This is a genomic window from Lacrimispora xylanisolvens (assembly GCF_002934545.1).
Taxonomy (GTDB): Bacteria; Bacillota; Clostridia; order Lachnospirales; family Lachnospiraceae; genus Lacrimispora; species Lacrimispora xylanisolvens.
Genome location: NZ_PTJA01000010.1, coordinates 104,043 through 130,056, shown reverse-complemented (window position 1 = coordinate 130,056; position 26,014 = coordinate 104,043). Strand labels below are relative to the sequence as shown.

At 44.9% G+C, this 26,014-nt stretch carries 27 protein-coding genes; 17 read left to right on the top strand and 10 right to left on the bottom strand.

Translation table 11 applies throughout. The features are described from left to right. Window positions 1-234: 234 nt before the first annotated feature. From BXY41_RS18065 to BXY41_RS18040, 6 genes are all read left to right on the top strand, one after another. Entirely contained in the window at window positions 235-1,065 is an 831-nt protein-coding gene (locus BXY41_RS18065) for a purine-nucleoside phosphorylase (RefSeq protein WP_104438271.1), read from the top strand. Window positions 1,066-1,080: 15 nt separating this feature from the next. Continuing rightward, the gene (gene ade, locus BXY41_RS18060; protein WP_104438270.1) at window positions 1,081-2,853 is read left to right on the top strand and encodes an adenine deaminase; all 1,773 of its coding nucleotides are present in this window, start codon (window positions 1,081-1,083) and stop codon (window positions 2,851-2,853) included. 86 nt (window positions 2,854-2,939) lie between these two features. Further along, the gene (locus BXY41_RS18055; protein WP_104438269.1) at window positions 2,940-3,179 is read left to right on the top strand and encodes a (2Fe-2S) ferredoxin domain-containing protein; all 240 of its coding nucleotides are present in this window, start codon (window positions 2,940-2,942) and stop codon (window positions 3,177-3,179) included. 2 nt (window positions 3,180-3,181) lie between these two features. Continuing rightward, complete coding sequence (locus BXY41_RS18050; RefSeq protein WP_104438268.1) at window positions 3,182-4,915, top strand: [Fe-Fe] hydrogenase large subunit C-terminal domain-containing protein; 1,734 nt, start codon at window positions 3,182-3,184, stop codon at window positions 4,913-4,915. Next, entirely contained in the window at window positions 4,915-6,096 is a 1,182-nt protein-coding gene (locus BXY41_RS18045) for a SpoIIE family protein phosphatase (protein WP_104438267.1), read from the top strand. The genes BXY41_RS18050 and BXY41_RS18045 overlap by 1 nt, the downstream gene beginning before the upstream one ends. Before the next feature lie 51 nt (window positions 6,097-6,147). Beyond that, on the top strand, window positions 6,148-7,602 hold the full coding sequence (locus tag BXY41_RS18040; RefSeq protein ID WP_104438266.1) for a 4Fe-4S dicluster domain-containing protein: 1,455 nt from the start codon (window positions 6,148-6,150) through the stop codon (window positions 7,600-7,602). 76 nt (window positions 7,603-7,678) lie between these two features. Here BXY41_RS18040 and BXY41_RS18035 read toward each other — a convergent pair whose 3' ends face one another. The 7 genes from BXY41_RS18035 to BXY41_RS18010 form a co-directional block, all read right to left on the bottom strand. Further along, complete coding sequence (locus BXY41_RS18035) at window positions 7,679-7,924, bottom strand: spore coat protein (RefSeq protein WP_104438265.1); 246 nt, start codon at window positions 7,922-7,924, stop codon at window positions 7,679-7,681. A gap of 12 nt (window positions 7,925-7,936) precedes the next feature. Then, window positions 7,937-8,110: a hypothetical protein gene (locus BXY41_RS26840; RefSeq protein ID WP_170072454.1), complete on the bottom strand. Its 174-nt coding sequence runs from the start codon at window positions 8,108-8,110 to the stop codon at window positions 7,937-7,939. Window positions 8,111-8,229: 119 nt separating this feature from the next. Next, window positions 8,230-9,975, bottom strand: coding sequence for an NADH-dependent [FeFe] hydrogenase, group A6 (locus BXY41_RS18030; RefSeq protein ID WP_104438264.1), 1,746 nt, complete (start codon window positions 9,973-9,975; stop codon window positions 8,230-8,232). A 17-nt stretch (window positions 9,976-9,992) separates the two neighbouring features. Further along, entirely contained in the window at window positions 9,993-11,780 is a 1,788-nt protein-coding gene (nuoF, locus tag BXY41_RS18025) for an NADH-quinone oxidoreductase subunit NuoF (protein ID WP_104438263.1), read from the bottom strand. 12 nt (window positions 11,781-11,792) lie between these two features. Beyond that, complete coding sequence (locus BXY41_RS18020) at window positions 11,793-12,170, bottom strand: (2Fe-2S) ferredoxin domain-containing protein (protein ID WP_104438262.1); 378 nt, start codon at window positions 12,168-12,170, stop codon at window positions 11,793-11,795. 24 nt (window positions 12,171-12,194) lie between these two features. Beyond that, complete coding sequence (locus BXY41_RS18015) at window positions 12,195-12,752, bottom strand: sensor histidine kinase (protein WP_104438261.1); 558 nt, start codon at window positions 12,750-12,752, stop codon at window positions 12,195-12,197. A 12-nt stretch (window positions 12,753-12,764) separates the two neighbouring features. Further along, window positions 12,765-13,259: an NADH-quinone oxidoreductase subunit NuoE family protein gene (locus BXY41_RS18010; protein ID WP_104438260.1), complete on the bottom strand. Its 495-nt coding sequence runs from the start codon at window positions 13,257-13,259 to the stop codon at window positions 12,765-12,767. 209 nt (window positions 13,260-13,468) lie between these two features. Here BXY41_RS18010 and BXY41_RS18005 point away from each other — a divergent pair, with 209 nt between their 5' ends. The 8 genes from BXY41_RS18005 to BXY41_RS17970 all read left to right on the top strand — a co-directional run bounded on the left by BXY41_RS18005 (window position 13,469) and on the right by BXY41_RS17970 (window position 21,551). Beyond that, complete coding sequence (locus BXY41_RS18005) at window positions 13,469-13,816, top strand: DRTGG domain-containing protein (RefSeq protein WP_104438259.1); 348 nt, start codon at window positions 13,469-13,471, stop codon at window positions 13,814-13,816. 2 nt (window positions 13,817-13,818) lie between these two features. After that, the gene (locus BXY41_RS18000; protein WP_104438258.1) at window positions 13,819-14,238 is read left to right on the top strand and encodes an ATP-binding protein; all 420 of its coding nucleotides are present in this window, start codon (window positions 13,819-13,821) and stop codon (window positions 14,236-14,238) included. Between the two features lie 37 nt (window positions 14,239-14,275). Then, window positions 14,276-15,688, top strand: coding sequence for a [Fe-Fe] hydrogenase large subunit C-terminal domain-containing protein (locus BXY41_RS17995; protein WP_104438257.1), 1,413 nt, complete (start codon window positions 14,276-14,278; stop codon window positions 15,686-15,688). Then, on the top strand, window positions 15,666-16,010 hold the full coding sequence (locus tag BXY41_RS17990; protein WP_104438256.1) for a hypothetical protein: 345 nt from the start codon (window positions 15,666-15,668) through the stop codon (window positions 16,008-16,010). Before BXY41_RS17995 ends, BXY41_RS17990 begins: the two co-directional genes overlap by 23 nt. Beyond that, a complete protein-coding gene (locus BXY41_RS17985) occupies window positions 15,997-16,722 on the top strand; it encodes a PHP domain-containing protein (protein ID WP_104438255.1) in 726 nt (241 codons plus the stop codon). The genes BXY41_RS17990 and BXY41_RS17985 overlap by 14 nt, the downstream gene beginning before the upstream one ends. A gap of 170 nt (window positions 16,723-16,892) precedes the next feature. Beyond that, the gene (locus BXY41_RS17980; protein WP_104438254.1) at window positions 16,893-17,843 is read left to right on the top strand and encodes a polysaccharide deacetylase family protein; all 951 of its coding nucleotides are present in this window, start codon (window positions 16,893-16,895) and stop codon (window positions 17,841-17,843) included. A gap of 74 nt (window positions 17,844-17,917) precedes the next feature. Then, on the top strand, window positions 17,918-19,477 hold the full coding sequence (locus tag BXY41_RS17975; protein ID WP_104438253.1) for a PucR family transcriptional regulator: 1,560 nt from the start codon (window positions 17,918-17,920) through the stop codon (window positions 19,475-19,477). Window positions 19,478-19,613: 136 nt separating this feature from the next. After that, entirely contained in the window at window positions 19,614-21,551 is a 1,938-nt protein-coding gene (locus BXY41_RS17970; protein ID WP_104438252.1) for an oxidoreductase, read from the top strand. A 55-nt stretch (window positions 21,552-21,606) separates the two neighbouring features. Here the strand turns inward: BXY41_RS17970 and BXY41_RS17965 are convergent, their stop codons facing one another. From BXY41_RS17965 to BXY41_RS17955, 3 genes are read right to left on the bottom strand one after another with little or no spacing between them, the layout of a single operon-like run. Beyond that, entirely contained in the window at window positions 21,607-22,812 is a 1,206-nt protein-coding gene (locus BXY41_RS17965; RefSeq protein ID WP_104438251.1) for a class I SAM-dependent rRNA methyltransferase, read from the bottom strand. 19 nt (window positions 22,813-22,831) lie between these two features. Then, complete coding sequence (locus BXY41_RS17960) at window positions 22,832-23,347, bottom strand: hypothetical protein (protein WP_242980237.1); 516 nt, start codon at window positions 23,345-23,347, stop codon at window positions 22,832-22,834. Next, complete coding sequence (locus BXY41_RS17955; RefSeq protein WP_104438250.1) at window positions 23,344-23,775, bottom strand: DUF4430 domain-containing protein; 432 nt, start codon at window positions 23,773-23,775, stop codon at window positions 23,344-23,346. The genes BXY41_RS17960 and BXY41_RS17955 overlap by 4 nt, the downstream gene beginning before the upstream one ends. A 151-nt stretch (window positions 23,776-23,926) precedes the next feature. On the opposite strand from BXY41_RS17955, the gene BXY41_RS17950 reads away from it, so the two are divergent. From BXY41_RS17950 to hisF, 3 genes are all read left to right on the top strand, one after another. After that, window positions 23,927-24,544 carry a hypothetical protein gene (locus BXY41_RS17950; RefSeq protein WP_104438249.1) on the top strand — a complete coding sequence of 206 codons (618 nt, stop codon included), beginning with the start codon at window positions 23,927-23,929 and terminating at the stop codon, window positions 24,542-24,544. 72 nt (window positions 24,545-24,616) lie between these two features. Further along, entirely contained in the window at window positions 24,617-25,225 is a 609-nt protein-coding gene (gene hisH / locus BXY41_RS17945) for an imidazole glycerol phosphate synthase subunit HisH (protein ID WP_104438248.1), read from the top strand. A 12-nt stretch (window positions 25,226-25,237) separates the two neighbouring features. Further along, window positions 25,238-25,999, top strand: coding sequence for an imidazole glycerol phosphate synthase subunit HisF (hisF, locus tag BXY41_RS17940; protein ID WP_104438247.1), 762 nt, complete (start codon window positions 25,238-25,240; stop codon window positions 25,997-25,999). Window positions 26,000-26,014 lie beyond the last annotated feature (15 nt).

Here is a 26,014-nt window from a genome sequence, read left to right as displayed (position 1 = left end):
TTTTATGCAAACAGATGAAAAAAAACCACGCCGACAGGCATGGGATTTCCGGTTTGACGTATTCTCCTCGCCTTCTCCGTCAGGTGTTCCTTCCGGGTTAGTACGAACAGGTAAAGTATACCATTTTTCAGTCTTGTTTGTCAAAATATTATGCAGAATCTCATGGAAATGTGTTATACTTGTAACACCTGAAGAGCGTGACTCTGTCAGGATTGTGAAAGGAGAAAAAACAATATGAATGATGTATATGAGAAGCTTTTAAGCTGTTTAAAAAGTGTACGGGAGAAAACTGATTTTGTTCCCGAGGTTGCCCTTATTCTTGGTTCCGGACTTGGGGAATATGCGGAGGAGATTGAAGTAGCCGCCACCATAGATTATAAAGACATTGAGGGATTTCCGGTTTCAACTGTAGCCGGTCATAAAGGAAGATTCATCTTTGGTTATGTAAATAAAGTTCCGGTAGTCATTATGCAGGGACGGGTTCATTTTTATGAAGGATATCCCATGACGGATGTAGTTCTCCCAACAAGACTTATGGGACTTATGGGTGCAAAGACCTTATTTTTGACCAATGCCTGCGGCGGCGTCAACAAGGAATTCAAACCGGGCGATTTTATGCTTCTTAAGGATCACATTGCCACATTTGTTCCTTCTCCTCTAATTGGAACCAACATTGGGGAGCTGGGAACCAGATTTCCGGATATGAGCGATATTTACCGCAAAGAGCTGAGAGCAGTAATTAAAGAAGCGGCAAAGGAAGAGGGGATTGAACTGCAGGAGGGAATTTATCTGCAGCTGACAGGACCTGCCTATGAATCTCCTGCAGAAGTACAGATGTGCCGGATACTGGGAGCGGATGCGGTTGGAATGAGTACAGCCTGTGAGGCGCTGGCTGCCAACCATATGGGTATGAAGGTATGCGGTATTTCCTGTATCACCAATATGGCATGCGGTATTATCGACCAGCCTTTAAGCCATGCAGAAGTTCAGGAGACTGCAGACCGGGTGGCACCGCTGTTTAAAAAGCTGATTACGGCATCCATTACCAAGATAGCCGGTAAATAAAGGAGGAAGGGGCCTATGGATCGTATGCTGGCGGAACGGATTTTTGCTGCGTCAGGAAGAAAAAAGCCATCTCTGGTATTGAAACATGCCAGGATGGTGAATGTATTTACTTCAGAGCTGGAAGATGGTGATATTGCCATTGAGGGCGGATATATTGTGGGGATTGGTTTTTATGAGGGGGAAACAGAGGTGGATTTATGCTGCCAGGTGGTGTGTCCCGGTTTAATTGACGGACATATCCATTTGGAGAGTTCCATGCTCTCCCCTGAAGAATTTGCGAAAACCGTAATTCCTCATGGTACTTCAGCAGTCATTACGGACCCCCATGAGATTGCCAATGTGGCAGGAGCAGAAGGGATAAGATTTATGATGGAACGCTCCAGGAATCTGGATTTGGATGTGTACTTCATGCTCCCTTCCTGTGTTCCGGCGGCAAAGCTTGATGAGTCCGGAGCTGTTTTAACAGCAGATGATCTGGCCCCCTTTTATCAGGAAAAATATGTGCTTGGACTTGCAGAACTGATGGATTCCCATGGAACCATACAGGCAGATCCGGATATTTTGAAAAAAATAGTGAGTGCCGAAAAACACGGCCGGATCATCGATGGTCACGGCCCTCTTCTTTGCGGCCGGCAGTTAAATGCTTATATTACGGCCGGTGTTGGCTCGGATCATGAGTGCTCCTGCATGGAAGAAGCGGTGGAAAAAATAAAACGGGGACAGTGGGTGATGATACGGGAAGGAACTGCGGCCAGAAACTTAAAGGCCCTCCTTCCCCTGTTTGAGGAGCCCTATTTTCACCGCTGCATGCTGGTGACCGATGACAGGCACCCCGGCGAGCTGTCCAGGCTTGGCCATATGGATTATATTATCAGAATGGCAATCAGGCTGGGAGCTGATCCGGTGCGTGCCGTAATCATGGCTTCTTATCAGGCTGCCCGGTATTTCAGACTGAGTGAGACAGGAGCCATTGCACCCGGTTATCAGGCAAATCTCATTGTTATTTCTGACCTTAAGGAGTTTACAGTCAGTAAGGTTTACCGGAAAGGAATTCTGGTGGCAGAAGATGGAAGGCTGGTACAATCCAAAGAGGCTGGAACAAATGCCCACAGGCAGATACCGGATAAAGTGGGTAACTCCTTCCGGTTAAAAGAGATTGTTCCAGAAGACTTTATTATGAAGGAAGAGGGAGATACCATACGGGTCTTATGTTTAACTCCCGGAGAACTGACTACAAAAGAGAGACTTGTGCCATGGACTGAAAAACTGAGAGCTGATCCGGAGGCTCTTGCTGCCATGGATATTGTAAAGATGGCAGTATTGGAGCGGCATAAGAATACCGGACATACAGGCCTTGGTTTCCTTGGCGGATACGGACTAAAACGCGGGGCTGTGGCAACCAGTATTGCCCATGATTCCCATAATCTGATCATAGCGGGAACAAATGACCGGGATATGGCGCTTGCAGGGAATACAGTGAGGAAAAACCAGGGTGGCATTGCGGTTGTGGCTGACGGAGTGGTTCTTTCAGAGCTGGCTCTTCCAATCGGTGGACTTATGAGCCCGGAGTCCGCGATATGGGTAGATGAGCGGCTGGAGAGGCTGAAGATACATGCGCAACAGCTCGGTATCGGAACGGGAATTGATCCTTTTATGACCCTTGCATTTGCCAGTCTTCCAGTCATTCCCATGCTGCGGTTAAATACCTGTGGTCTGATTGACGTACAACGGCAGGAAGTTGTAAAAACTATATTTTTCAGTACTTCAAAAAATACATACAATCAGTAAATAAGTATTGATATAAATATAACAATATGCGATAATGGTCGAAAAGACAGTTCATGCAGGGGATTTATTTCGGAGGGAGAATATTCATGAGAGTAACAATATGCATCGGAAGTGCATGTCATTTAAAAGGATCCAGAGAGATCATAGCCCAGCTTCAGAATCTGGTGAGAGAGAAGCATCTGGAGGAGCAGGTAGATTTAAATGGTTCTTTTTGCAGCGGAAATTGTGTGAATGGAGTCTGCGTAACGGTTGACGGTCAGATCTATTCATTAAAACCGGAAGATACAAAGGAGTTTTTTGATAAAGAAATTCTGGGGAGGCTTTAATCATGGGAATTATTGATTTCAAGGCGACCAAATGCAAGCACTGCTATAAATGTGTTCGTAACTGTGAAGTCAAGGCGGTCATGATTAAAGATGAACGGGCAGAAATCATGTCTGATAAGTGCATTTTATGCGGAAAATGCATGCAGGTATGTCCTCAGTCTGCCAAAACGCTTATCAGTGATCTGGATCTGGTCAAAGGATTTCTTGATATTGGGTATAAAACTGTGATTTCACTGGCTCCATCCTATATGGGGCTGTTAAACTATAAAACGGCAGGTCAGGTGAACGGAGCCCTTAGAAAGCTGGGATTTTCTGATGTGCGGGAGACCTCGGAAGGGGCAGCAGTTGTAACTGCTGAGTATACCAGACTTTTAAAGGAAGGCAGTATGGAGAATATAATCACAACCTGCTGTCCCAGTGTCAATGATCTGATTGAAATTTATTACCCGTCACTGATTCCTTATCTGGCACCTGTAGTTTCCCCTATGGTTGCCCATGGCAAGATGTTAAAGGAAGAATTCGGAAGGGATACCAAGGTGGTCTTTCTGGGACCCTGTATTGCCAAGAAGAAAGAAGCTGAGGATTTAAGACATGGGGATTATATTGATGCTGTCTTAAATTTCAATGATATAGAACGGTGGCTTGCACAGGAAGAGATTACCATAGGGGATTGCGAGGATATCCCTTTTGTTCATATGAATCCAAGAGTGAACCGGCTCTATCCGGTTACCAACGGTATCGTAAGCTCAGTGCTGGCAACAGAGGCCGAACGGGATGGATACCGGAAGTTTTATGTCCATGGATGCCGCAACTGTATTGACCTGTGTAAAAGCATGCTCCGGGGTGAGATTACGGGGTGCTTCATCGAGATGAACATGTGTTCAGGCGGCTGTATCAAGGGTCCTGCTGCAGATCATGAACATGTGTCCAGATTCAGGATAAAGCTGGATATGGAAGAAACCATTGAAAAAGACGGGGTTCCCGATGAAGAGATCCAGGAAATCTTTGATTCCCTTACCTTTGGAAAGCGTTTCTTAAACCGTGCTCCCAGGGATATTGTTCCTACGGAAGCCCAGATCCAGGAGATTTTGAAGAAGACGGGAAAGACAAGACCAGAAGATGAACTAAACTGCGGAGCATGCGGTTATTCCACATGCAGAGAGAAGGCCGTAGCTGTTATACAGAAAAAAGCGGAATTAAATATGTGCATCCCGTTTATGCATGAAAAGGCAGAATCTTTATCCAATCTTGTTATGGAGACGTCTCCCAACATTGTACTTATTGTTGATAAGGAGATGAAGATTCTGGAATATTCTGCAGTTGGTGAAAAGTATTTTGGCAAGACCAGACAGGAAGCTTTAACCATGTATCTGTATGAATTGATTGATACCACTGATTTTCAGTGGGTGTATGATACCCATCAGAAAATTCATGGAAAAAAGGTAACATATGGAGAATACAGAATTTCTACTCTCCAGAACATTGTTTATGTAAACAAGGAAGATGTGGTGCTGGCTACGTTTATTGATATTACAAAGGAAGAAGAACAGGCCAGACAGGAGTATGAAAAGAAGTTAGAAACCATTGATCTGGCTCAGAAGGTAATTCATAAGCAGATGATGGTGGCCCAGGAAATCGCAGGGCTTCTGGGAGAGACTACGGCAGAAACGAAAACCACACTGACCAAGCTGTGCAAGTCTCTGTTAGATGAGGGCAGCGAAAGCGAGGTTAAATAATGGGAGTTACCGTCGACGTTGCTTATAAAAGCTTAAATAAATTCAGTGAAGTACTTTGTGGGGATAAGGTGGAGCTCCTTCATACGGATGACTCCAATATTATGATCCTTGCCGACGGTATGGGAAGTGGAGTAAAGGCAAACATACTGGCAACCATGACTTCCAAGATACTGGGCACCATGTTTTTAAACGGTGCAACCCTGGAAGAGTGTGTGGAGACCATTGTAGAGACCCTTCCTGTCTGTCAGGTGAGACAGATTGCATATTCTACCTTCAGTATACTTCAGGTATTCCACAATGGAGATGCCTATCTGGTGGAGTTTGATAACCCGGGCTGTATCTTTATCCGGGACGGGAGTCTGGTTCCCATTCCACACAGCATGCGGGTGATACGGGATAAGAAAATTAATGAATACCGGTTCCGGGTAAAAAAAGGAGATGCTTTGATTCTGCTTAGTGACGGAACCATTCATGCAGGTGTAGGGCAGCTTTTAAATTTTGGCTGGCTCTGGGAAGATGTGGCTGCTTATGCGGTAAAACAGTATCGTATGACCATATCGGCTGTTCGTCTGGCCAATGCGTTATGCAGAGCGTGTGATGAACTTTACCAGTACCGGCCCGGAGATGATACAACCGTTGCTGTTATGCGGATCATAGACAGCAAACCGGTTCATTTAATGACAGGACCGCCAAAGGACCCGGAAGATGATGTTTGTATGGTAACGGATTTCTTATCCGGAGATGATACCACCAAGAGGATTGTCTGCGGAGGAACCAGTGCCAATATTGTTTCCAGGACCATGGATAAGAAGCTGACGGTATCCCTGGAGTATAACGATCCGGATTTACCGCCAGTGGCTTACATTGACGGCATTGAACTTGTCACAGAAGGGGTATTGACTTTAAACCGTGTTTTAAAACTCTTAAAGCGGTATGTTAAAAATGAATCAGTAACGGAGGAATTTTTCCTGGAACTGGATAAACCAAACGGCGCATCCATGGTAGCAAAGATGATTATTGAGGACTGTACGGAATTAAAACTGTATGTGGGAAAAGCGATTAACAGCGCTTACCAGAATCCGGGGCTTCCCTTTGATTTGGGAATCCGGCAAAATCTTGTAGAGCAGTTGAAGCATGCGGTGGAAGAGATGGGGAAGACGGTTACAGTTGCTTATTATTAATAGAGAATATTCACACAGCCACATTTTGTGGAAGCTTCAAGGAGGAACGATATGGTAACGAATGATGCAACCTTACTTCGCATCAAGCATCAGGTTTTAAATGAAGTGGCGAAGCTTGCCTGGGAAGGTACATTGGAACAGAAAAGGGATGAGATTCCCTATCATATGATTCAGGGGCCAAAGGCACAGTTTCGGTGCTGTATTTACAGGGAGAGGGAAATTATCAGAGAGAGAGTCAGGCTGGCAGAGGGGTTCTGTCCCAGTGGCAGAGACACTAAAAATGTAGTGCAGGTAATTAATTCTGCCTGTGAGGGATGCCCCATTGCCAGATATGTAGTGACAGATAACTGCCAGCTCTGTATGGGCAAGGCCTGCCAGAATTCCTGTAATTTCGGAGCCATTACCATGGGGCACGACCGGGCCCATATCGATCCTGACAAATGTAAGGAATGCGGAAAATGTTCTCAGGCATGTCCTTATAATGCTATCGCAGATTTAACACGACCCTGTAAAAGAAGCTGTCCGGTAGATGCAATTACCATGGATGATAACGGAATCGTTGTAATCGATGAGAGTAAATGTATTCAGTGCGGGGCATGCATTCACAGTTGCCCATTTGGCGCAATTGGATCAAAAACCTTTATGGTAGACGTAATTAATCTGATTAAGGCTGGGAAAAAGGTAGTGGCTATGGTGGCGCCTGCAACAGAGGGTCAGTATGGAGCGGATATCACCATGGCAAGCTGGAGAACAGCGCTTAAGAAGATCGGATTTGAAGATATGGTTGAGGTTGCCCTTGGGGGAGACTTAACAGCTGCCGCAGAAGCTGCAGAATGGGCAGAGGCTTATAAGGAAGGGAAGAAGATGACTACTTCCTGCTGTCCGGCATTTGTAAATATGATAAAGCAGCATTACCCCATGCTTTTGGAGAATATGTCCACAACGGTTTCTCCCATGTGCGCGGTATCACGAATGCTGAAGGAGAAAGATCCGGAAACCATCGCTGTCTTTATTGGACCCTGTATTGCCAAAAAAAGTGAAGCTCTGGATCTGAATGTGAAGGGAAATGCGGATTACGTGTTAACCCTTGGAGAGGCTCATGCCATGATGGTGGCCAAGGGAGTAGAGCTGGAGCCGGAGGAGAATACATATCAGGCAGGTTCTATTTTTGGAAAGCGGTTTGGCAATGGAGGCGGAGTTACCGCTGCTGTATTAGAATGTCTCAAGGAATCAGGAGAAAATACAGAGATTGAGGTCATGAAGTGCAACGGTGCTGCGGAATGCAAGAAAGCGCTGATGCTTCTAAAGGTTGGAAAGCTTCCTGCAGACTTCGTGGAAGGAATGGCCTGTGTGGGCGGCTGCGTAGGAGGCCCAAGCAAGCATAAGAGTGAGGGAGAGGCCAAAAAGGCAAGGGATTTACTTCTTGGCAAGGCCGATTCCAGAATGGTGCACGAGAATCTGAAAAATCAGGGTCTTGAGGCTGTTATGATGCATAGAAACAACTAAATAAGATAAGAGTAACAGATATAAGTAACCCTGCCGGATTATAACCCGGCAGGGACTTTTTTAATCATATATCTGCTTACATTCCTGCAAACTGATTCTTTATTTTGGAAATTTTCTGCTGTTCTGCCTGCTCTGTGGTATACCATCCCTTGGCGGACATCTTTTTATAGATATCGTCCTGCATGCACAGCGTATCATTTAACGCATTGTCAAATGCCTGGTGTACATTCATGGTAGGGGACTCGATGGTTCCGTGCAGATATAAATCACAGGCACCCTTTGTGACGTTGAGTAAGTTTTCCATAATACACTTATCGTCCATCTTGCTTCCTCCTTACACTAATTTATAGATGTTATCGAAAATCTGCTGGTGTTTTTGCTGCAGCTGCTGTGCGCAGGCTTTTAATTCAGGATCCTGTAAATTTTGTGCAGCATCCTGGCACTGGGTTTTTAAGAAATTTTCATGTCCGAGAGCGTCTTCAATATAATTTAATTCTTTTGGGCTCATGTCTCATCACCTCCAGTCATAGTATGGAGAATTTAAGACGATCCATGCATTTTTCATTTCATTTCCTTTTTATGACAAAAAAACTCCTTCTGACCAGGCAGAAGGAGTTTAAAAATGAACTAATTATTATTAATTGATCTTTTTACGTAGCTGGTGTGAAGCAGGTGATGTGCCTTTTCACTTCCAGGTTCCCCAAGATAGGTAGCATAGAGTTCCTTGATCGCAGGGTTCTCATGAGATTTACGAATCGGTGCAGCTGCATCGGTATCGTAGAGTACTTTTGCACGCAGTGTGCGGATATCTGTGGTGTTGCGCACATATCCTGGCTGCTGAGGCTGACCGCCGCCGTTTACACAACCGCCTGGGCAGCCCATGATCTCGATGAAGTGGTAATCAGCTTCGCCGGATTTAACCTTGTTTAAAAGGTCTCTTGCATTGCCAAGGCCGGAAGCAACAGCAACTTTTACATCCATATCGCCAACATGATAGGTGGCTTCCTTGATCCCTTCTGTACCGCGGACATCAGTGAAATCCAGCTTCTTAAGTTCCTCACCGGTTAATGTCTCTACAGCAGTACGAAGAGCAGCTTCCATAACGCCGCCGGTAGCACCGAAGATTACGCCTGCACCGGAATAAATTCCAAGAGGAGCATCAAACTCTTCGTCAGGAAGATTGTTAAAACGAATACCAGCCTGTTTGATCATTCTGGCTAATTCTCTGGTAGTTAAGGAATAATCTACATCAGCAACGCCGTTGGCATCCTGATCTTCTCTGCCGATCTCAAATTTCTTTGCAGTACATGGCATAATGCTGACAGAAACGATATCTTCCGGCTTAATGCCCATCTTTTCTGCATAGTAGGATTTGGCAATGGCACCGAACATCTGCTGCGGAGATTTACAGGAAGATAAGTTCTCTGTCATATCCGGGAAGTAGTGCTCGCAGTATTTAACCCAGCCTGGAGAGCAGGAAGTAATCATAGGGAGAACGCCGCCGTTCTGTACACGCTCGATGAACTCGTGTGCTTCTTCCATAATGGTTAAATCTGCACTGAAGTTGGTATCAAATACTTTATCAAAGCCAAGTCTTCTGAGAGCAGCAGCCATCTTTCCTTCAACGTTGGTTCCGATCGGGTAATCAAATTCCTCACCAAGAGCAGCACGTACAGATGGTGCAGTCTGAACGATAACATGCTTTGCAGGATCTGCTATGGCAGCAGTTACTTCATCAATACTGGATTTTTCGTAAAGAGCTCCTGTAGGACATACTGCGATACACTGTCCGCAGGAAACACAGCTGGTTTCTCCCAGTCCCATATCAAAGGCAGAACCGATAAATGTGGCAAATCCACGATCATTTGGTCCGATTACGCCAATTCCCTGTACTTTCTCACAAACTGCAGTACAACGGCGGCAGAGGATACATTTGCTGTTGTCTCTGACCATGTGAGCGGCACTCTCGTCCAGAACGGAAGGAGTCTTGTCGCCGTCAAAGTAGTCATCTGCATCCACGCCCATTTCCTTACATAAAGTCTGCAGTTCACAGCTTCCGCTGCGTACGCAGGATAAGCAGGAACGGTCATGGTTGGAAAGAATCAGCTGAAGTGTTTTCTTTCTGTATTCACGAAGGCTTGGAGTATTGGTCTTTACCTCTAAGCCCGGATTGATTGGGTATACGCAGGAAGCAGCAAGTCTTCCTCCGTTGATCTCAACGGTACAGAGTCTGCAGGCTGCAATCTCATTGGTATCTTTTAAAAAGCATAAAGTCGGTATCTCTACCTGGGCAAGTCTGGCAGCTTCCAAAATGGTGGAGCCTGCCGGAGCGCTTACGTCCATGCCATTGATTTTTATAGTGATATTCTCCATGATACAATCTCCCTCCATTATTTTTTATAGACAGCGCCGAATTTACATTTCTCCATACAAACGCCGCACTTGATACATTTTTCAGGATCAATCACATGCAGGTTCTTAACGGAGCCGGTAATGGCGTTAGCAGGACAGTTTCTTGCACAAAGCGTACAGCCCTTGCACTTGTCAGCATCGATGTAGTAGGAAAGAAGTGCCTTACATACACCAGCCGGACATTTCTTGTCATAAATGTGGGCGTTGTATTCGTCACGGAAGTACTTTAAGGTAGAAAGTACCGGGTTTGGAGCTGTCTGGCCAAGTCCGCATGCAGAGTTGGCTTTCACGTAATAGCACAGTTCCTCTAAACGGTCAATATCTTCCGGTTTTGCCTGTCCTTTTGTAATCTTGTCAAGTATCTCAAGCATACGCTTGGTACCGATACGGCATGGAGTACATTTACCACAGGATTCCTCTACGGTGAACTCTAAGAAGAACTTCGCGATATCAACCATACAGTCGGTTTCATCCATTACAATCAGACCGCCGGAACCCATCATGGAGCCGATTGCAAGAAGGTTGTCATAGTCAATTGGAATATCGTAGTGCTCGGTAGGAATACAGCCGCCGGAAGGTCCGCCGGTCTGAGCAGCTTTAAACTTCTTTCCGTTAGGAATGCCGCCGCCGATTTCCTCGATGATTTCACGCAGTGTGGTACCCATAGGAACTTCTACCAGACCGGTGTTGTGGATCTTGCCGCCTAAAGCGAATACTTTTGTTCCCTTGGATTTCTCTGTACCCATGGCTGCAAACCATTCCGGGCCGTTTAAGATGATCTGTGGGATATTTGCATAAGTTTCAACATTGTTTAAAATGGTTGGTTTGCCAAATAAACCTTTCTGAGCAGGGAAAGGAGGTCTTGGTCTTGGTTCACCACGGTTTCCTTCGATGGATACCATCAGTGCAGTTTCCTCGCCGCATACGAATGCACCTGCACCCAGACGAAGATCAATGTTAAAGGAAAAGCCTGTTCCGAAGATGTCATCGCCTAAAAGTTCCATCTCTCTGGCCTGTTCAATGGCGATTTTAAGACGGTCAACAGCGATTGGGTACTCAGCACGAACGTAGATAAAGCCCTGAGATGCACCGATTGCGTAACCTGCAATGGTCATGGCTTCCAGCAATGCATGAGGATCGCCCTCTAATACGGAACGGTCCATGAATGCGCCTGGGTCACCTTCATCTGCGTTACAGCATACATACTTCTGATCAGCATCATTCTGCTTCGCCAGTTTCCACTTCATTCCGGTAGGGAAGCCAGCGCCGCCGCGTCCTCTTAATCCGCTGTCTAAAAGAACCTGGATTACGTCATCAGGAGTCATCTCGGTAAGAACCTTACCAAGTGCCTGATATCCGCCGGTACCTATGTATTCTTCGATTTCTTCCGGATTAATAACACCGCAGTTTCTTAAAGCGATTCTGTGCTGCTTTTTGTAGAAATCTGTATCACTTAAGGCTTTGATTCCAGTAGGAGTTACTGTCTCATCATAAAGAAGGCGTTCAACCGGACGTCCCTTTAATAAGTGTTCGCTGACAATCTCCGGAATATCCTCTTCTTTTACCATTGCATAGAAAGTAGCATCTGGATAGATAATCATAATGGGACCCAGAGCACAAAGACCATGACAGCCTGTCTGTACCACTGATACTTCTTCAGAAAGACCCTGCTTTCCTAATTCATCTCTTAATTTAACCATAATCTGCTGGCTTCCGGAGGAAGTACATCCGGTGCCGCCGCAAACCAATACATGTGAACGATACATCCTGATTCCTCCTTATTTGATATCAGCAGATGATAATGTGTAGTTTTGAACAACGTGTCCGCCCAGAAGATGCTCTTTATAAACTTCCTCTGCCTTCTCCGCTGTCATCCTAATGTAGGTTACTTTTTCTTTGCCCGGTTCTAACACTTCTACGATAGGCTCGTACTGGCATAAACCGATACAGCCTGTCTGGGTAACAGAAAAACGGTCTGTCATATGGTTCTCCTGAACCAGATCTGACAATTTATTAAGAACAGGTCTTGCTCCGCTTGCAATTCCGCATGTTGCCATACCTACTAAAATACGGGTACGGGCGTGATCCTCTCCGCGCATGCTGACCTGACTCTGCATCTTCTCCCGAATTGCTTTTAATTCTTCAAGAGTCTTCATGTTTATCCTCCAATTCTGACGGGTCTAAATGACCGCGCCTCCATCAGTCTCCAATTTGTTTTCAAATAAATATTCCTTTATGTAAGCGGCTACCTCTGGTGAGTCAAAGGGAATCTCACCCAGAATCTCCCGAAAGAGTCTGGTATCCAGCTCAAAGGACGCTTCGTTATAACGATAGATATAGAGAAAATCTGTATCCGGATGGCAGGTGATCAGTGTCTGAATGGTACTGTTCATGTCACCTAAGGGCATTCGGTCTATGTGGGAGAGTCCGAAAACAGCAGTTGTCTTCGTTCCGATACCCGGTTTCGATTCGATGGAGAAGCTCCCTCCCGTGGATTCCGCTGCATATTTGAAAAACGGAATACCAAGACCGACCTTTCTGGTCTGGCGGGTGGTAAAAAACGGGTCTGTTACGTGTTCTAACTGTTCTTTTGTCATTCCGCAGCCGTCGTCAGAAAGCTGGACGGTCAATTCATCTGTAGAGGTATTCACAGAAACAAGAATGGTAACCAGGCTGGCGCCTGCCCGTGTGGAGTTCTCTGCCACATCCAAAATATTTAAAGAAATCTCTGTCATCATAAGCGTATGTAATTATTCGTATTTGGCTAAAATACCTGGAACATCATCGACTGTCAGTCTTCCGTAAACTTCTCCGTTCACCATCATGACAGGAGCCAGACCGCAGGCGCCTACGCAGCGGCAGGAGTCTAAAGAAAACTTTCCATCCGGAGTGCATTCTCCGTTGGTGATGCCAAGTATATCCTCAATTTTATGGAAAATGTCACCGGAGCCTTTTACGTAGCATGCGGTTCCAAGACAGACAGATACCTGATATTTGCCCTTAGGCTGAAGTGCAAACTGGGCATAAAAAGTGGCAACACCATAAATCTTCTCAAGGGGAATACCCGTTTCATCAGAAATTATGGTCTGAACTTCAATTGGAAGATAACCATAGATATCCTGTGCCTTCTGCATGATAGGCATAAGAGATCCTTTTGTATCTTTGAGCTGGGAAATCATTTCTTTCAAAGCAACTTCCTGCTCTTTTGTCCCGTTAAACTGGACGCCTTGTTTTTTACAAGTCATTTGATAACCTCCTTCAATGTTGCTTATGCAATGTAACTGATATTTTATCATGTTATTGAGAAAAAATCTATAGTTTTAATCAAGATTCGACAAAAAAATAACAAACATTACGTGGGAAATTTATACACTTGAGGCACTATTTATGATATAATTATTAATAATGTCTTGAATTGTGTGAATAGCGTGAATGGATGGAGGAAAAGGGCCATATGACAGTCGAAGATATCAGGAAAATACTGGGTGCAAAAGTGCTGGTTGGAGAGGAGCATCTGTCTGAGGAGGTGAAGAGCGCCTGCGGTTCTGACATGATGAGTGATGTGCTTGCTTATTCAAAGGATCATTCTGTACTGCTCACAGGACTATGTAACCCCCAGGTAGTTCGGACTGCTGAAATGCTTGATATTGTGTGCATCGTGTTTGTAAGAGGGAAAAAGCCGGATGAAGCCATGCTCCAGCTGGCGGCTGAGAGGGGGATTATTCTTCTGTCCACCGGGCACCGCATGTTTTCTGCCTGCGGAATGCTCTATGAGGCAGGACTACACGGAGGTGCGATTTAATTATGGATGTCATTACATTTCATTATACGATTTCTCCGGATGATTTTACAAGAGCGGGAGAGGCAAGCAGCGATGTAAAGAGCAAATTGAAAAAAATGGGTGTTACACCGGAAGCCGTTCGCAAGGTTGCCATTGCCATGTATGAAGGAGAGATCAATATGGTAATACATGCCAAAGGCGGGGAGATCACGGTACATATATCAACCGAACGGATTGAGATGGTTTTAGAAGATGTTGGTCCCGGCATTCCGGATATTGGTCTTGCCATGCAGGCGGGTTATTCCACTGCTCCGGATGCGGTGCGTTCCCTTGGTTTCGGTGCGGGAATGGGACTGCCCAATATGAAAAAGTATTCCGATGAGATGGAGATACATACGGTGATAGGAGAAGGAACCACCATTCGGATGGTGGTGAATCTGTAGCCGCAAAAAATATGGATTGCTAAAAAGAGGTGAGCCATTGGATAAATTTTATCATTCTGTAAGACTTGATGAGGATCTCTGCATGGGCTGCATTAACTGCATTAAACGCTGCCCCACCCAGGCGATCAGGGTCAGAAATAAAAAAGCACAGATTAACAGTAAATTCTGTATTGACTGCGGTGAGTGCATCCGTGTATGCCCTCATCACGCCAAACATGCCATTTACGATACCATGGAGGATTTAAAGCAGTTTGAATACACGGTTGCCCTGCCGGCACCATCCTTATACAGCCAGTTTAATAACTTAGATGATGTGAATATTGTGCTAAATGCACTGCTGCTCATGGGCTTTGATGATGTATTTGAAGTGAGTGCGGCGGCGGAACTGGTCAGTGAGGCAACCCGGGAGTATTTAAGCAAGAATCCGGATAAGCTTCCGGTAATCAGTACAGCATGCCCTTCGGTGGTACGGCTCATCCGCGTTCGTTTTCCTAATTTAATCCCCAATCTTCTGCCGCTTAATCCTCCGGTTGAGGTGGCTGCCATACTTGCAGTGAGAAGAGCGATGGAAAAGACGGGATTGCCCAGGGAGAAGATCGGGATCATATTTATTTCTCCATGTCCGTCAAAGGTGACTTATGCCCGTGCTCCCCTGGGAACCGATCACAGTGAAGTGGATAAAGTCCTTGCCATTAAGGATGTCTATCCACGGCTTCTTTCCTGCATGAAAGCGGTAGGAGAAGAACCGCCGGAGATCGGAACGTCAGGAAAAATCGGCGTCAGCTGGGGAAGAAGCGGAGGAGAAGCAAGCGGACTCTTTACAGAGGATTATCTGGCTGCAGACGGGATTGAGAATGTCATACGGGTTCTGGAGGATATGGAAGACCAGAAATTTACCAATTTAAAATTTGTGGAGTTAAATGCCTGTAACGGCGGATGCGTAGGAGGGGTTCTTACCGTTGAAAACCCTTATGTAGCGGAGGTAAAGTTAAAGCGTCTTCGCAAATATATGCCTGTGGCAAGAAGCCATATGGAATCAGAAGGGGAAGAACTTGTGAGATGGACCAGCATGGTCCAGTACGAGCCGGTATTTCACCTGGGGGATACCATGATGGAAAGCTTTGCAAGGCTGAATCAGGTAGAACGGCTTTTGAAAAAATTTCCGGGACTGGACTGCGGTTCCTGCGGTGCTCCCACCTGTAAGGCACTGGCAGAAGATATTGTCAGAGGGGAAGCCGCTGAGTCGGACTGCATCTATTTCCTCCGGGATAATGTTCATAAGCTGACAAAGGAGGTTGCCAGACTGGCAGCTGATATTGAGGAGGGAGATGGAGACAGCTACAGTAAATTTAGAGCCATGACTTCATATATAGTAAGGATTTCTGATGAAATGAACCAGCTTGACAGGAAAGAGGGGAGAAATCAAAATGACGATAAGGGAACTGATTGATACTGGAGAATTTGAGACGATTCATGTAGGTGAGAGAACGGACAGAAACATTACAAAACCATTTTGCTGTGATTTATTAAGTATTGCCATGGGTAAAGCGCCTGAGGGCTGTGCATGGGTGACGGTTATGGGAAATATGAACACCCTTGCTGTTGCTTCTTTAACGGATGCCGCCTGTGTGATTCTTGCGGAGGGTGTGGCACCTGATGAGGCCGCAAAACAAAAGGCAATCGAACAGAATATTACGGTAATGAAGACCGGGCTTCCCATTTTTGAAGCAGCTCTGCTGATTGAAAAAAGGCTTTCCCATGAAGACGCTTGAATATGACCTCCATATTCATTCCTGCTTATCCCCCTGCGGTGATGACGATATGACACCTGGTAATATCGTAGGGATGGCAGCATTAAAAGGACTTGAAGTGATTGCGGTGACAGACCACAATTCCTGCAAGAACTGTCCCGCTGTTTTGCATTTTGCGGAGGAATTCGGGATTCTTGCAATTCCCGGTATGGAGATTTGTACGTCGGAAGAGGTACATGCGGTATGTCTCTTTCCTACGCTGTCAAAAGCCATGGAATTTGATGGGTATGTGGAGAAGAAACTGATCCCCTTACCGAATAACGTGGAAATTTTTGGGAATCAGTTTATATATAATAAGGAAGACGAAGCAGCAGGGACGTTCGAAAATCTTCTGATTAACTCCACAGAGATATCCTTTGACGGACTTTGGGATCTGGTCCGTTCCTTTGACGGAGTTATGTTTCCCGCTCATTTGGACAAAAACGCCAACAGCCTGTTGTCAAACCTGGGTTTCGTTCCGCCTGACAGCCGTTTTATGGCGGCAGAAGTGAGGAATTGGGACCGTCTTCCTGAACTGATCAGACAAAACCCCTATCTTGAGGGCTGTACGATTATTCAGAATTCGGACGCTCATCAGCTGGGGAACATCAAAGAACCGGGTCAGCCCCTGGAAGTAGAAGAAAAAAGTGTGGAAGGGATCATTGCTGCCCTTCTGAAGGGAAGACTTGTATGAATATGAGGGACTGAAGCTGCAGTCGTTCCTATTCCTGTATGGATGTAAAAGAGAAGGTTCCGGAATACAGAAAACAAACTGTATTTCGGGGCTTTTTTTGCTTTTTACTTTCCATTTTCCCCTAATTCCTGTATAGTAGAGATTAGTAACTGGGAAAGGAATGATGTTTTATGAAGAAATTTTTACAACTGGGTCTGGGTGTGACAGCCCTTGCCCTTATAACAGCCTTCGTGCCAGCTTCTCCATTTCCGTCCATGGCGTATGAGACGGCGGCAGCTGCACAAGAGACAACGCAGGTACGAGGCGGCTGGATAGATGAAAACCTGGGGCCGGGAGTTGCCAGATGGGTAGATGAAAGCGGAAACGTTTCTGCAAAGCCGGGAAAGCAGGAAGAGACTCAGGCAGAGACAGCGACACAGTCACAGGCGGAGACAGAAAGTCAGAGTACAGGAGAGACAGCAGGGCAGCAGGAATCATCAGAAACGGAGGGACAACCTGCTGGAAGAGTGATTGATCCTTCCAAACCAATGGTTGCCCTGACCTTTGATGATGGTCCTTACGCTCCGGTGGGAAATCAGATTATGGACAGTCTGGCACAGTATGGCGGAAAAGCAACTTTTTTCGTGGTAGGAAACCGGGCAGCCTATTATCCGGATGAATTAAAGCGTATGGCTGCAGAAGGACATGAGATTGGTAATCATACATATGAGCATAAGTATTTAAACAAGTTAAATGCCCAGCAGATTCAAAGCCAGATTAACCGCTGTAATGATGCGGTACAAGCTGTCTGCGGAGTAAGACCTGTATTAGTCAGACTTCCGGGAGGGAATAAAAACAGCACAGTTCTTCAGAATGTTCATGCGCCTATGATTATGTGGAGTATTGATACGCTGGACTGGAAGACCAGGAACACGGCTAAATCCATACAGACAGTGATGAGCCGGGTGAAAGATGGGGACATTGTGCTGATGCATGAACTCTATCCTCAAAGCGGAGCTGCCGCAGTTGAGATTATCCGCAGATTATCCGAGCAGGGATATCAGCTGGTTACCGTAAGCGAGCTGGCAAGCTATCGGGGCGGTGTGGTGTCCGGAGGAGTTTATTCACAGTTCTATCGATAAGAATAAAAAATGGAAAACTGTACCCTAATAGTAATGCTATTAGGGTATTTTTATAATATGGAGAAGGTGAACCCATGATACTGAGAATAAAAGACATATTAGAGAAATTAGAGGAAACAATCATCATAAAGTCAGTCTTATGCGAAGAAAATCTGACCATACGGGGAGTAAAACTATTAACTGACCACATTGCAGCTTTTGATGATCATATACTTTATATTGGCAGATACTCTGAAATCTTCAATAGTTCCGGCGATAATTTCCCCATGAATGTTTTATTGCTTGAATGTCCGTCTAATACGGATCTTTCTCACATGGTGAAGGAAGACTGCCATGCCAATGTTATTTATATACAGCCGGGAATCACCACGGAGGAACTGCTCAATGATATTACGGACATACTTGTGGATCAGTATTCGTTAATCGAGCGGCCAGCTGCACTATTTAATACCATTATACAAGGCAGAGGGCTTTCCTACATTATAGATATAGCCAGTGAGTTATTGGGAAATCCCGTTATGCTGGGAGATAATAATCATCGCTTGTTGGCAGCATCTGATTTTAAGGAAGTAGATGATCTGCCATGGATGGAATACCGGAATATGGGATTTACAACTTATGAGTATACACAAAAATATAATTTTAAGCAGTGGATAGAAAAAACAGTCCAGGACAAGAAAGCAGTCATTGGAAGTCTTGGAGAAGGTTACAGATATCGAAGAATATTTTGTGCGATACGGCTGGATCGGCGTATTGTGGGTCATTTTGCAGTTCTTGAATCCAACAGGCTTTTTACAGAGAAAGATCTGGAAATAACGGAATTCATCTGTGATGTAATAGCAAATGAGATTAAAAACAATCAATCCTCAGGTTTTCAGTATGACTGGCTGGCGAACCGTTTTATTTCGGATCTGATACAGGGAAGTCTTACGGAACCGGAATTGATTAAAGACAGAGCAAAGAGACTGCAGTGGAAATTGCCGGAGAAAAAATATCTTATTATTATAAAATACAATCACTATTCGGAAACATTCAGCTTAATCTCTTTGATAAGAGAATCAAAACTTTTTAAAGGTTCCCATGGAGAATTAATGTTTCATGATAATCATTTAATATTTATTACAGGCTGCAATCAGTCACAATACCTGACCAATGAAGATATTCAGCCCATTACTGAGTATTTAAAGCAGATGCACATGAGCGCCGGTGTCAGTCAGAGTTTTGCTGAAATATTGGAGATTCCTGAGGCATACGAACAGGCATTGGCAGCAATCCGGTTTGGCAAAAAGGAAGCAGCTGAGTTAAATATCTATCGCTATGAGGATTATGGTATTTATGATATGCTGGACCGGATAAAGGAACAAAAGGATCTGATCCATTATTGCCATCCGGATATTTTAAGATTAAAAGAATACGATGAGAACCATAAAACAGATTATTTGAAAAGTTTATATACGTACATTATAAACATGGGGAATCTGGTGGCTTCTGCCGATGAATTGTTTATTCACAGAAATACCATGAACTACCGTTTGTCTAAAATACAAGAACTGATATCCGTGGATATTTATAACAGGGACTGTTATATGACTTTATATTTTTCCTATAAAATCTTAGAATATATTAGTAAATGAGATAAAAATTCATTTGTGCAGAAATGTCATTGTTTCTGATATTTTTCTAAATAAATGCACGATGCATAAACGTCCGTAAGTATGTTACCATAAATATGTTAATATTTTATCAAAAACATACTTACGGAGGCGGCATATGAATTACGAGATTTTAAACACACCATTTTCAATTGGTAATATGATTGTAAAGAATCGTATTGCCATGGCACCAATGGGACTTAACTCAGGCCATATTGACGGAACAATTGCTGATGATGAAATTGATTATTTTGAAGAGCGGGCAAAAGGGGGAACCGGACTGATCATTATGGGCTGCCAATTCTTAACACAGGAACTGGCTCAGGGCTCCATGGAAGGATATCTGGATAATACCTATGTGATTCCGCAATTAACCACATTAGTGGAAGCAGTTCACCGCTATGGAACGAAGATCTGTGCACAGCTCAGCTGCGGTACCGGAAAAAACGCATTTCCTAATATGTTAAATGGAAAGGCGCCTGTTTCTTCTTCCGCAATTCCTTCCATGTTTGATCCGAATTTAATGTGCCGCGAATTAACGGTTGAAGAAATAAGGACTATTATGAAGCAATTTTCATATTCTGCAAAAGTATTAAAGGATGCTGGTTTTGATGCCATTGAGGTTCATGGTCATGCAGGATATCTAATTGACCAGTTTATGTCAGAAATCTGGAATAAAAGAACAGATGAGTATGGCGGAACACCGGAAAACCGTATGCGTTTTGCCGTTGAAATTGTACAATCCATACGGGAAGCAGTGGGACCGGATATGCCTATCCTGTTTCGAATGGCAGTAAAGCATAATTTTGAAGGCGGACGTACTTTTGAAGAAACCATTCCCCTTATGCAGGAACTGGAAAAAGCAGGAGTCGATGCACTGGATATTGACAGCGGAAGCTATGAAAATATCGATTATATATTCCCACCTGCTTATCTGGGTGATGCCTGTATGGCAGATGTTTGTGAGGTTGCACGTAAGGCAGTTAAAATTCCACTTTTAAATGCCGGTAACCACACTCCGGAAACAGCCGTTCAGTTAATTGAAAGCGGAAATGCTGATTTTGTATTGATGGGAAGACCTTTAATCGCTGAACCGGAGATGGCAAACAAAATTTTAACTGATCGCCGTGATGAAGTTCGTCCCTGTATTCGCTGTAACGATGACTGCATCGGAAGAATTCTGACCAGACTGACTAAAATCAGCTGCTCCGTCAATCCAGCCACTGGATTCGAGAAACGTTTTAAACTTGAAAAGGTGGATAAACAGCAGCATGTAGTAGTAATCGGAGGAGGTCCTGGTGGAATGGAAGCTGCCAGAACAGCAGCGCTCATGGGACATAAGGTTGACTTGTTTGAAAAAGAGAGTGATCTGGGGGGACAGTTACGCAGTGCAGCAACTCCTCCTTTTAAGAGCCAGCTGCGTGAACTGATTACCTGGTATAAGCGCCAGCTGGAGTTAACGGGAGTTGCAGTACATGTGAATACGGAAATAGGAGAAGATGATCTGGTGTTTGAGAAGGCAGATGCGATCATCGTTGCTACCGGAGCAATTCCAATGATGCCCCCGATTAAAGGAATAGAACGTGCAATTAATGTTCTGGAAGCACATTTGGATGAGAACAAGCTGAAAGGTGAAAAGATCATATATTGCGGCGGCGGCCTGTCCTCCTGTGACAGTGCTCTGGAAACTGCATTAAAGGGTAAGAAGGTGGCCATTATTGAAATGCTAGATGAAGTGGCAGCTGGAGATCATATGATTAACAAAGCATCCTTAATACCAATGCTTTTAGAGAATAAAGTAGAACTTTATACGGGACATAAGGTGCTTGAAATCACGGCTGAAGGTGTTCGGGCTATGGGAAAAGATGGAAAAGAGGTCTTCCTTGAAGGAAACACAGTGGTTGCCTCCTTTGGAATGCTTCCTAACAATGAAACAGCGAAAGCCATTGATGCAAAATACCATAATAAGGTACGGCTGATCGGTGATTGTACGAAAGTAGGAAAAGTAGGCGGTGCTGTGAGAAGCGGTATGTATGCTGCTATGTCTTTAAGATAATGGAATACAGGGCAGGAATCCAATAAGAGGATTGACCTGCCCTGTTTTTAAATGATTATTTCTCATCACAAACCTGAAAAATATAAAATTTCAGGTAGTAAGAATTTTCGTCTCCGCTCCAGAGAATCGGGTGGTCTGCAGACTGGGTGCGATATTCCACCTGACGCAGGCGCTTATGGGCGCTTACAGCCGCTTCTCTTATGGTTTTGGTAAACAGCTCCGGAGTCATGAAATGAGAGCAGGAGCAGGTGGCTAAATAACCGCCATCTGTAACAAGCTTTAATCCCCGGATATTGATTTCCCGATAACCCTTTACAGCATTTTTAACGGAGTTTCTGGATTTGGTAAACGCGGGAGGATCGAGAATCACCACGTCGAATTTTTCCCCGGCCTTCTCAAGCTCGGGCAGGAGTTCAAAAACATCGGCGCAGCGGAAGGAGACACGGTCGGAAAGTCCGTTTAACGCTGCATTCTCTCTTGCCTGTTCAACTCCAAGTTCCGATGCATCGACTCCAATTACTTCTTTTGCACCTGCCATACCAGCATTTAAGGCAAAGGAACCGGTATGGGTGAAGCAGTCTAAAACCCGTTTGTCCCTGCATAAGCGTTTCATGGCAAGCCGGTTGTACTTTTGGTCCAGAAAGAATCCTGTTTTCTGGCCGTCTTCCACATCTACCATATATTTAACATCGTTCTCTGTGATCTCCACTTTCGTGTCAAATGGCTCTCCGATGAAACCCTTGAATCGTTCCATCCCTTCCTGAAGGCGTACCTTGGCATCACTGCGTTCATAGATGCCCCGAATTATGATTCCGTCTTCTGCAAGTATATTTTTCAGCTTTTCAAGAATTACAGGCTTTAAGCGGTCAATGCCCAGCGCAAGAGATTCCACTACCAGAACATCGGAGAACTTGTCCACTACGATTCCCGGAAGAAAATCAGCTTCTCCGAAGATAATCCGGCAGCTGCTGGTGTCTACAGTAGTTTTCCGGTATTCCCATGCGTTTCGAACCCGCATTTCAATGAAATCCTCATTGATCTCCACGTCTTTTTTCCGTGTCATCATGCGGACTGTGATTTTGGAGTTGGTATTAATAAAGCCCCGGCCCAGACAGTAGCCGTCAAAATCATGGACAGTAACAATATCTCCGTTGGTATAATCTCCCGTTATGATATCAATTTCGTTGTCAAAAATCCACATTCCTCCGGCTTTTAAGGACCGTCCTTCTCCCTTTTTAATTCTTACAATAGCTGTTTCCATAGTCTGATACTCCTTTGTTTTATGATTGATGCTGTTTCAGCCGGACGAGCAGCTGATATAAGGGCTTAAATAAAATAAGTGAAACAGTGAAATTTCCCATACCGTGGATGAGGTCAAATGGTATTCCGGCAGTCCACCAGACAAAGGCTGCATACAGGCCCCCGGTCAGAAGTGTGGGCAGAGAGGAAAATAAACCAAACAGCATACCAAAGGTTCCTGACAGAAGCGCGACCGGGAATGGTGATGGACAGCTCTTATTATAAAGAAGAAAAATAGCGGCCGGAATAATCGCCCACACATACAGGTAAGAAAACCACCATATGCCAATTCCCCAGAATAAGCCTTCCAATAGAACAAACACGTACAGGATAATCCATACGTGTCTGCCAAATACCAAAGTGTATAAAATTAAAAACAAAGAGACCAGCTCCACATTGGGCAGCCAGGATAAGCTTACCTGACTGATCAATAGCAGCGAACTTAAAAACCCATCAATCACCAGATTCTTTGTGGTAATGGGACGATATTGTTTCATGTCCCGCCGCCTTTGCCATCAGAGAGGGTGTACTGAAAGGTGTAGTGTTCCCCGTCCTTAATCGCCTGCTGGCTGACGCCGTAATTGCATGGTTCTCCGTCACAAAGAAGAGCCCAGTAGGCACCGTCTTTTTTATAATCGGCCTGTTTACCATTAATTTTAATCACCATAAGTCCCGTTTCTTCTGTGGTGGTTCCTTCCAGAGTAAGACCTGGTATGGCGTTTATGGCTTCCAGTAAGAACTGCGCTTCCGTCTTTAGCTGATAGTGGTCTGTTGTCCCGTCCTTATATACTACATCTACGGTAATGTTCTTGGTTCCCGCCATAGGAACCGGCCTTGTCAGAGTATAGATGACTAACAGCAGTGCCAGGACTGCTATCGCGGTACAGCCTCCCAAAAAGGGAGAGAGCCTTTTGAATCGATTCATGTTATGCTGACTTCCTTTTTCATTATTCAAATAGCACAGATTAGTATAGCATAGAAGAGAGGACTGCCGCAAGGTGAGAATTTCCATCTTTTCTTAAAAACTTAAGTGATGTATAATGGATCAGTACTGTAGAAAAGAAGGTGGATAACGTATGGCTTTGAAAGAGCAGATATTAAATGAGATAAAGGGATGTGAAAAGCTTTTAATCGGAATCGGAGAGGAATGGAACGGCATTTTGGCTGGAGGGGAAGACAGCCTCTATGAAAGACTGGGCGGACTAATAAAAGATAAGGATTATTTTATAGTCACTACACTGACCAACGGGGAGCTGATGAAATCCGGTCTGGATTCAAAACGTATGGTGGCACCCTGTGGCAATGTTACCTGGAGACAGTGTTCCAAAGCCTGTACAAAAGACATCTGGGAACCAGGAGAGATTCCGGATGATATCTGCCCTCATTGTGGAGAACCGCTGACAGGAAATACCATTCAGGCGGAAACTTATATTGAAGAGGGGTATCTTCCCCAGTGGAATGCCTATACCAGATGGCTGGCAGGAACACTGAATAAAAAGCTTGTGATTTTAGAACTTGGTGTGGGATTTCAGACGCCGACTGTAATCCGGTGGCCTTTTGAGAAAACGGCTTCTGTAAATAACAAGGCATTTCTGTACCGCATTCATGGAAGTTTTGCACAGCTATCCGAAGGGCTGCGGGGAAAGGCAGAATCAATTCCTGTAAATTCCGTGGAATTCTTAGAAAGCATTTAGTAACGTTTTGCGTTGTGCAGGATCAGGGACTGTGTTAGAATATTGGAAAAAGGCGAAAAAGAGGTGGCTGCCATGATTGCAATTATTGACTATGATGCCGGAAACTTAAAAAGTGTGGAAAAAGCCCTTACTTCGTTAGGGGAGATACCGGTGGTAACCCGGGATAAGGAAACCATACTTGCAGCAGACAAGGTGATTTTGCCAGGTGTGGGAGCATTTGGCGACGCCATGGATAAACTTTGCCAGTATGACCTGCCAGATGTAATCCGGAAGGTAACAGAAAAAGGTACTCCTTTTCTGGGAATCTGCCTGGGGCAGCAGCTGTTATTTGACAGCAGTGAGGAATGTGAAGGAGTCAAAGGACTTTCTGTTCTTCCGGGTAAAATCGTAAGATTCCCGGACCAGTCCGGGCTTAAGGTTCCCCATATGGGCTGGAACAGCCTGACAATCAGACCGGGCGCAAGACTTTTTAAAGGTCTGGATTCCGGTGCATATGTTTATTTTGTCCATTCATATTATTTAGAGGCAGACAGGGAATCGGATGTTGCCGCATCCTGTGAGTACGGTGTGGCTTTTGGGGCATCGGTGGAACGGGATAATGTATTTGCCTGCCAGTTCCACCCGGAAAAGAGCGGAGATACCGGTCTTAAGATACTGAAAAACTTCATTGAACTGACATAAAGGAGGAACCGGATGCTTACAAAACGAATCATTCCATGTCTGGATGTACACAACGCAAGAGTGGTAAAGGGTGTTAATTTCGTTAATTTACAGGATGCCGGAGATCCGGTGGAAATTGCAGCAGCTTATGATAAAGCAGGAGCAGATGAGCTGGTATTTCTTGATATTACGGCTTCCTCCGATAACCGGAATACAGTGGTTGATATGGTACGCCGGGTTGCAGAAAAGGTCTTTATTCCGTTTACGGTAGGCGGAGGAATCCGGACAGTGGAAGATTTTAAGATGCTTTTACGGGAAGGCGCGGATAAGATATCCATCAATTCCTCTGCGATCAATACCCCCAGACTGATCTCGGATGCTGCTGATAAGTTTGGACGCCAGTGCGTGGTGGTTGCCATTGATGCAAGAAGGCGGGCAGATGGAAGCGGCTGGAATGTCTTTAAGAACGGCGGAAGAATCGATACAGGACTGGATGCGGTAGAGTGGGCTATGAAAGCAGACCGTCTGGGAGCCGGAGAGATTCTGCTCACCAGCATGGACTGTGACGGAACAAAAGTTGGTTATGATGATGAGCTGAATCGGATTATTGCAGAGTCTGTATCCGTTCCGGTTATTGCGTCAGGCGGAGCTGGAACCATGGAACATTTTCACAGCGCTCTTACAGAGGGCAAGGCAGATGCGGCTCTGGCGGCCTCCCTGTTTCATTACAAAGAACTGGAAATTATGGAGTTAAAACGGTACTTATCAGAGAAAGGAGTACCGGTTCGGATTTAAAGATGCAAAGGAGAA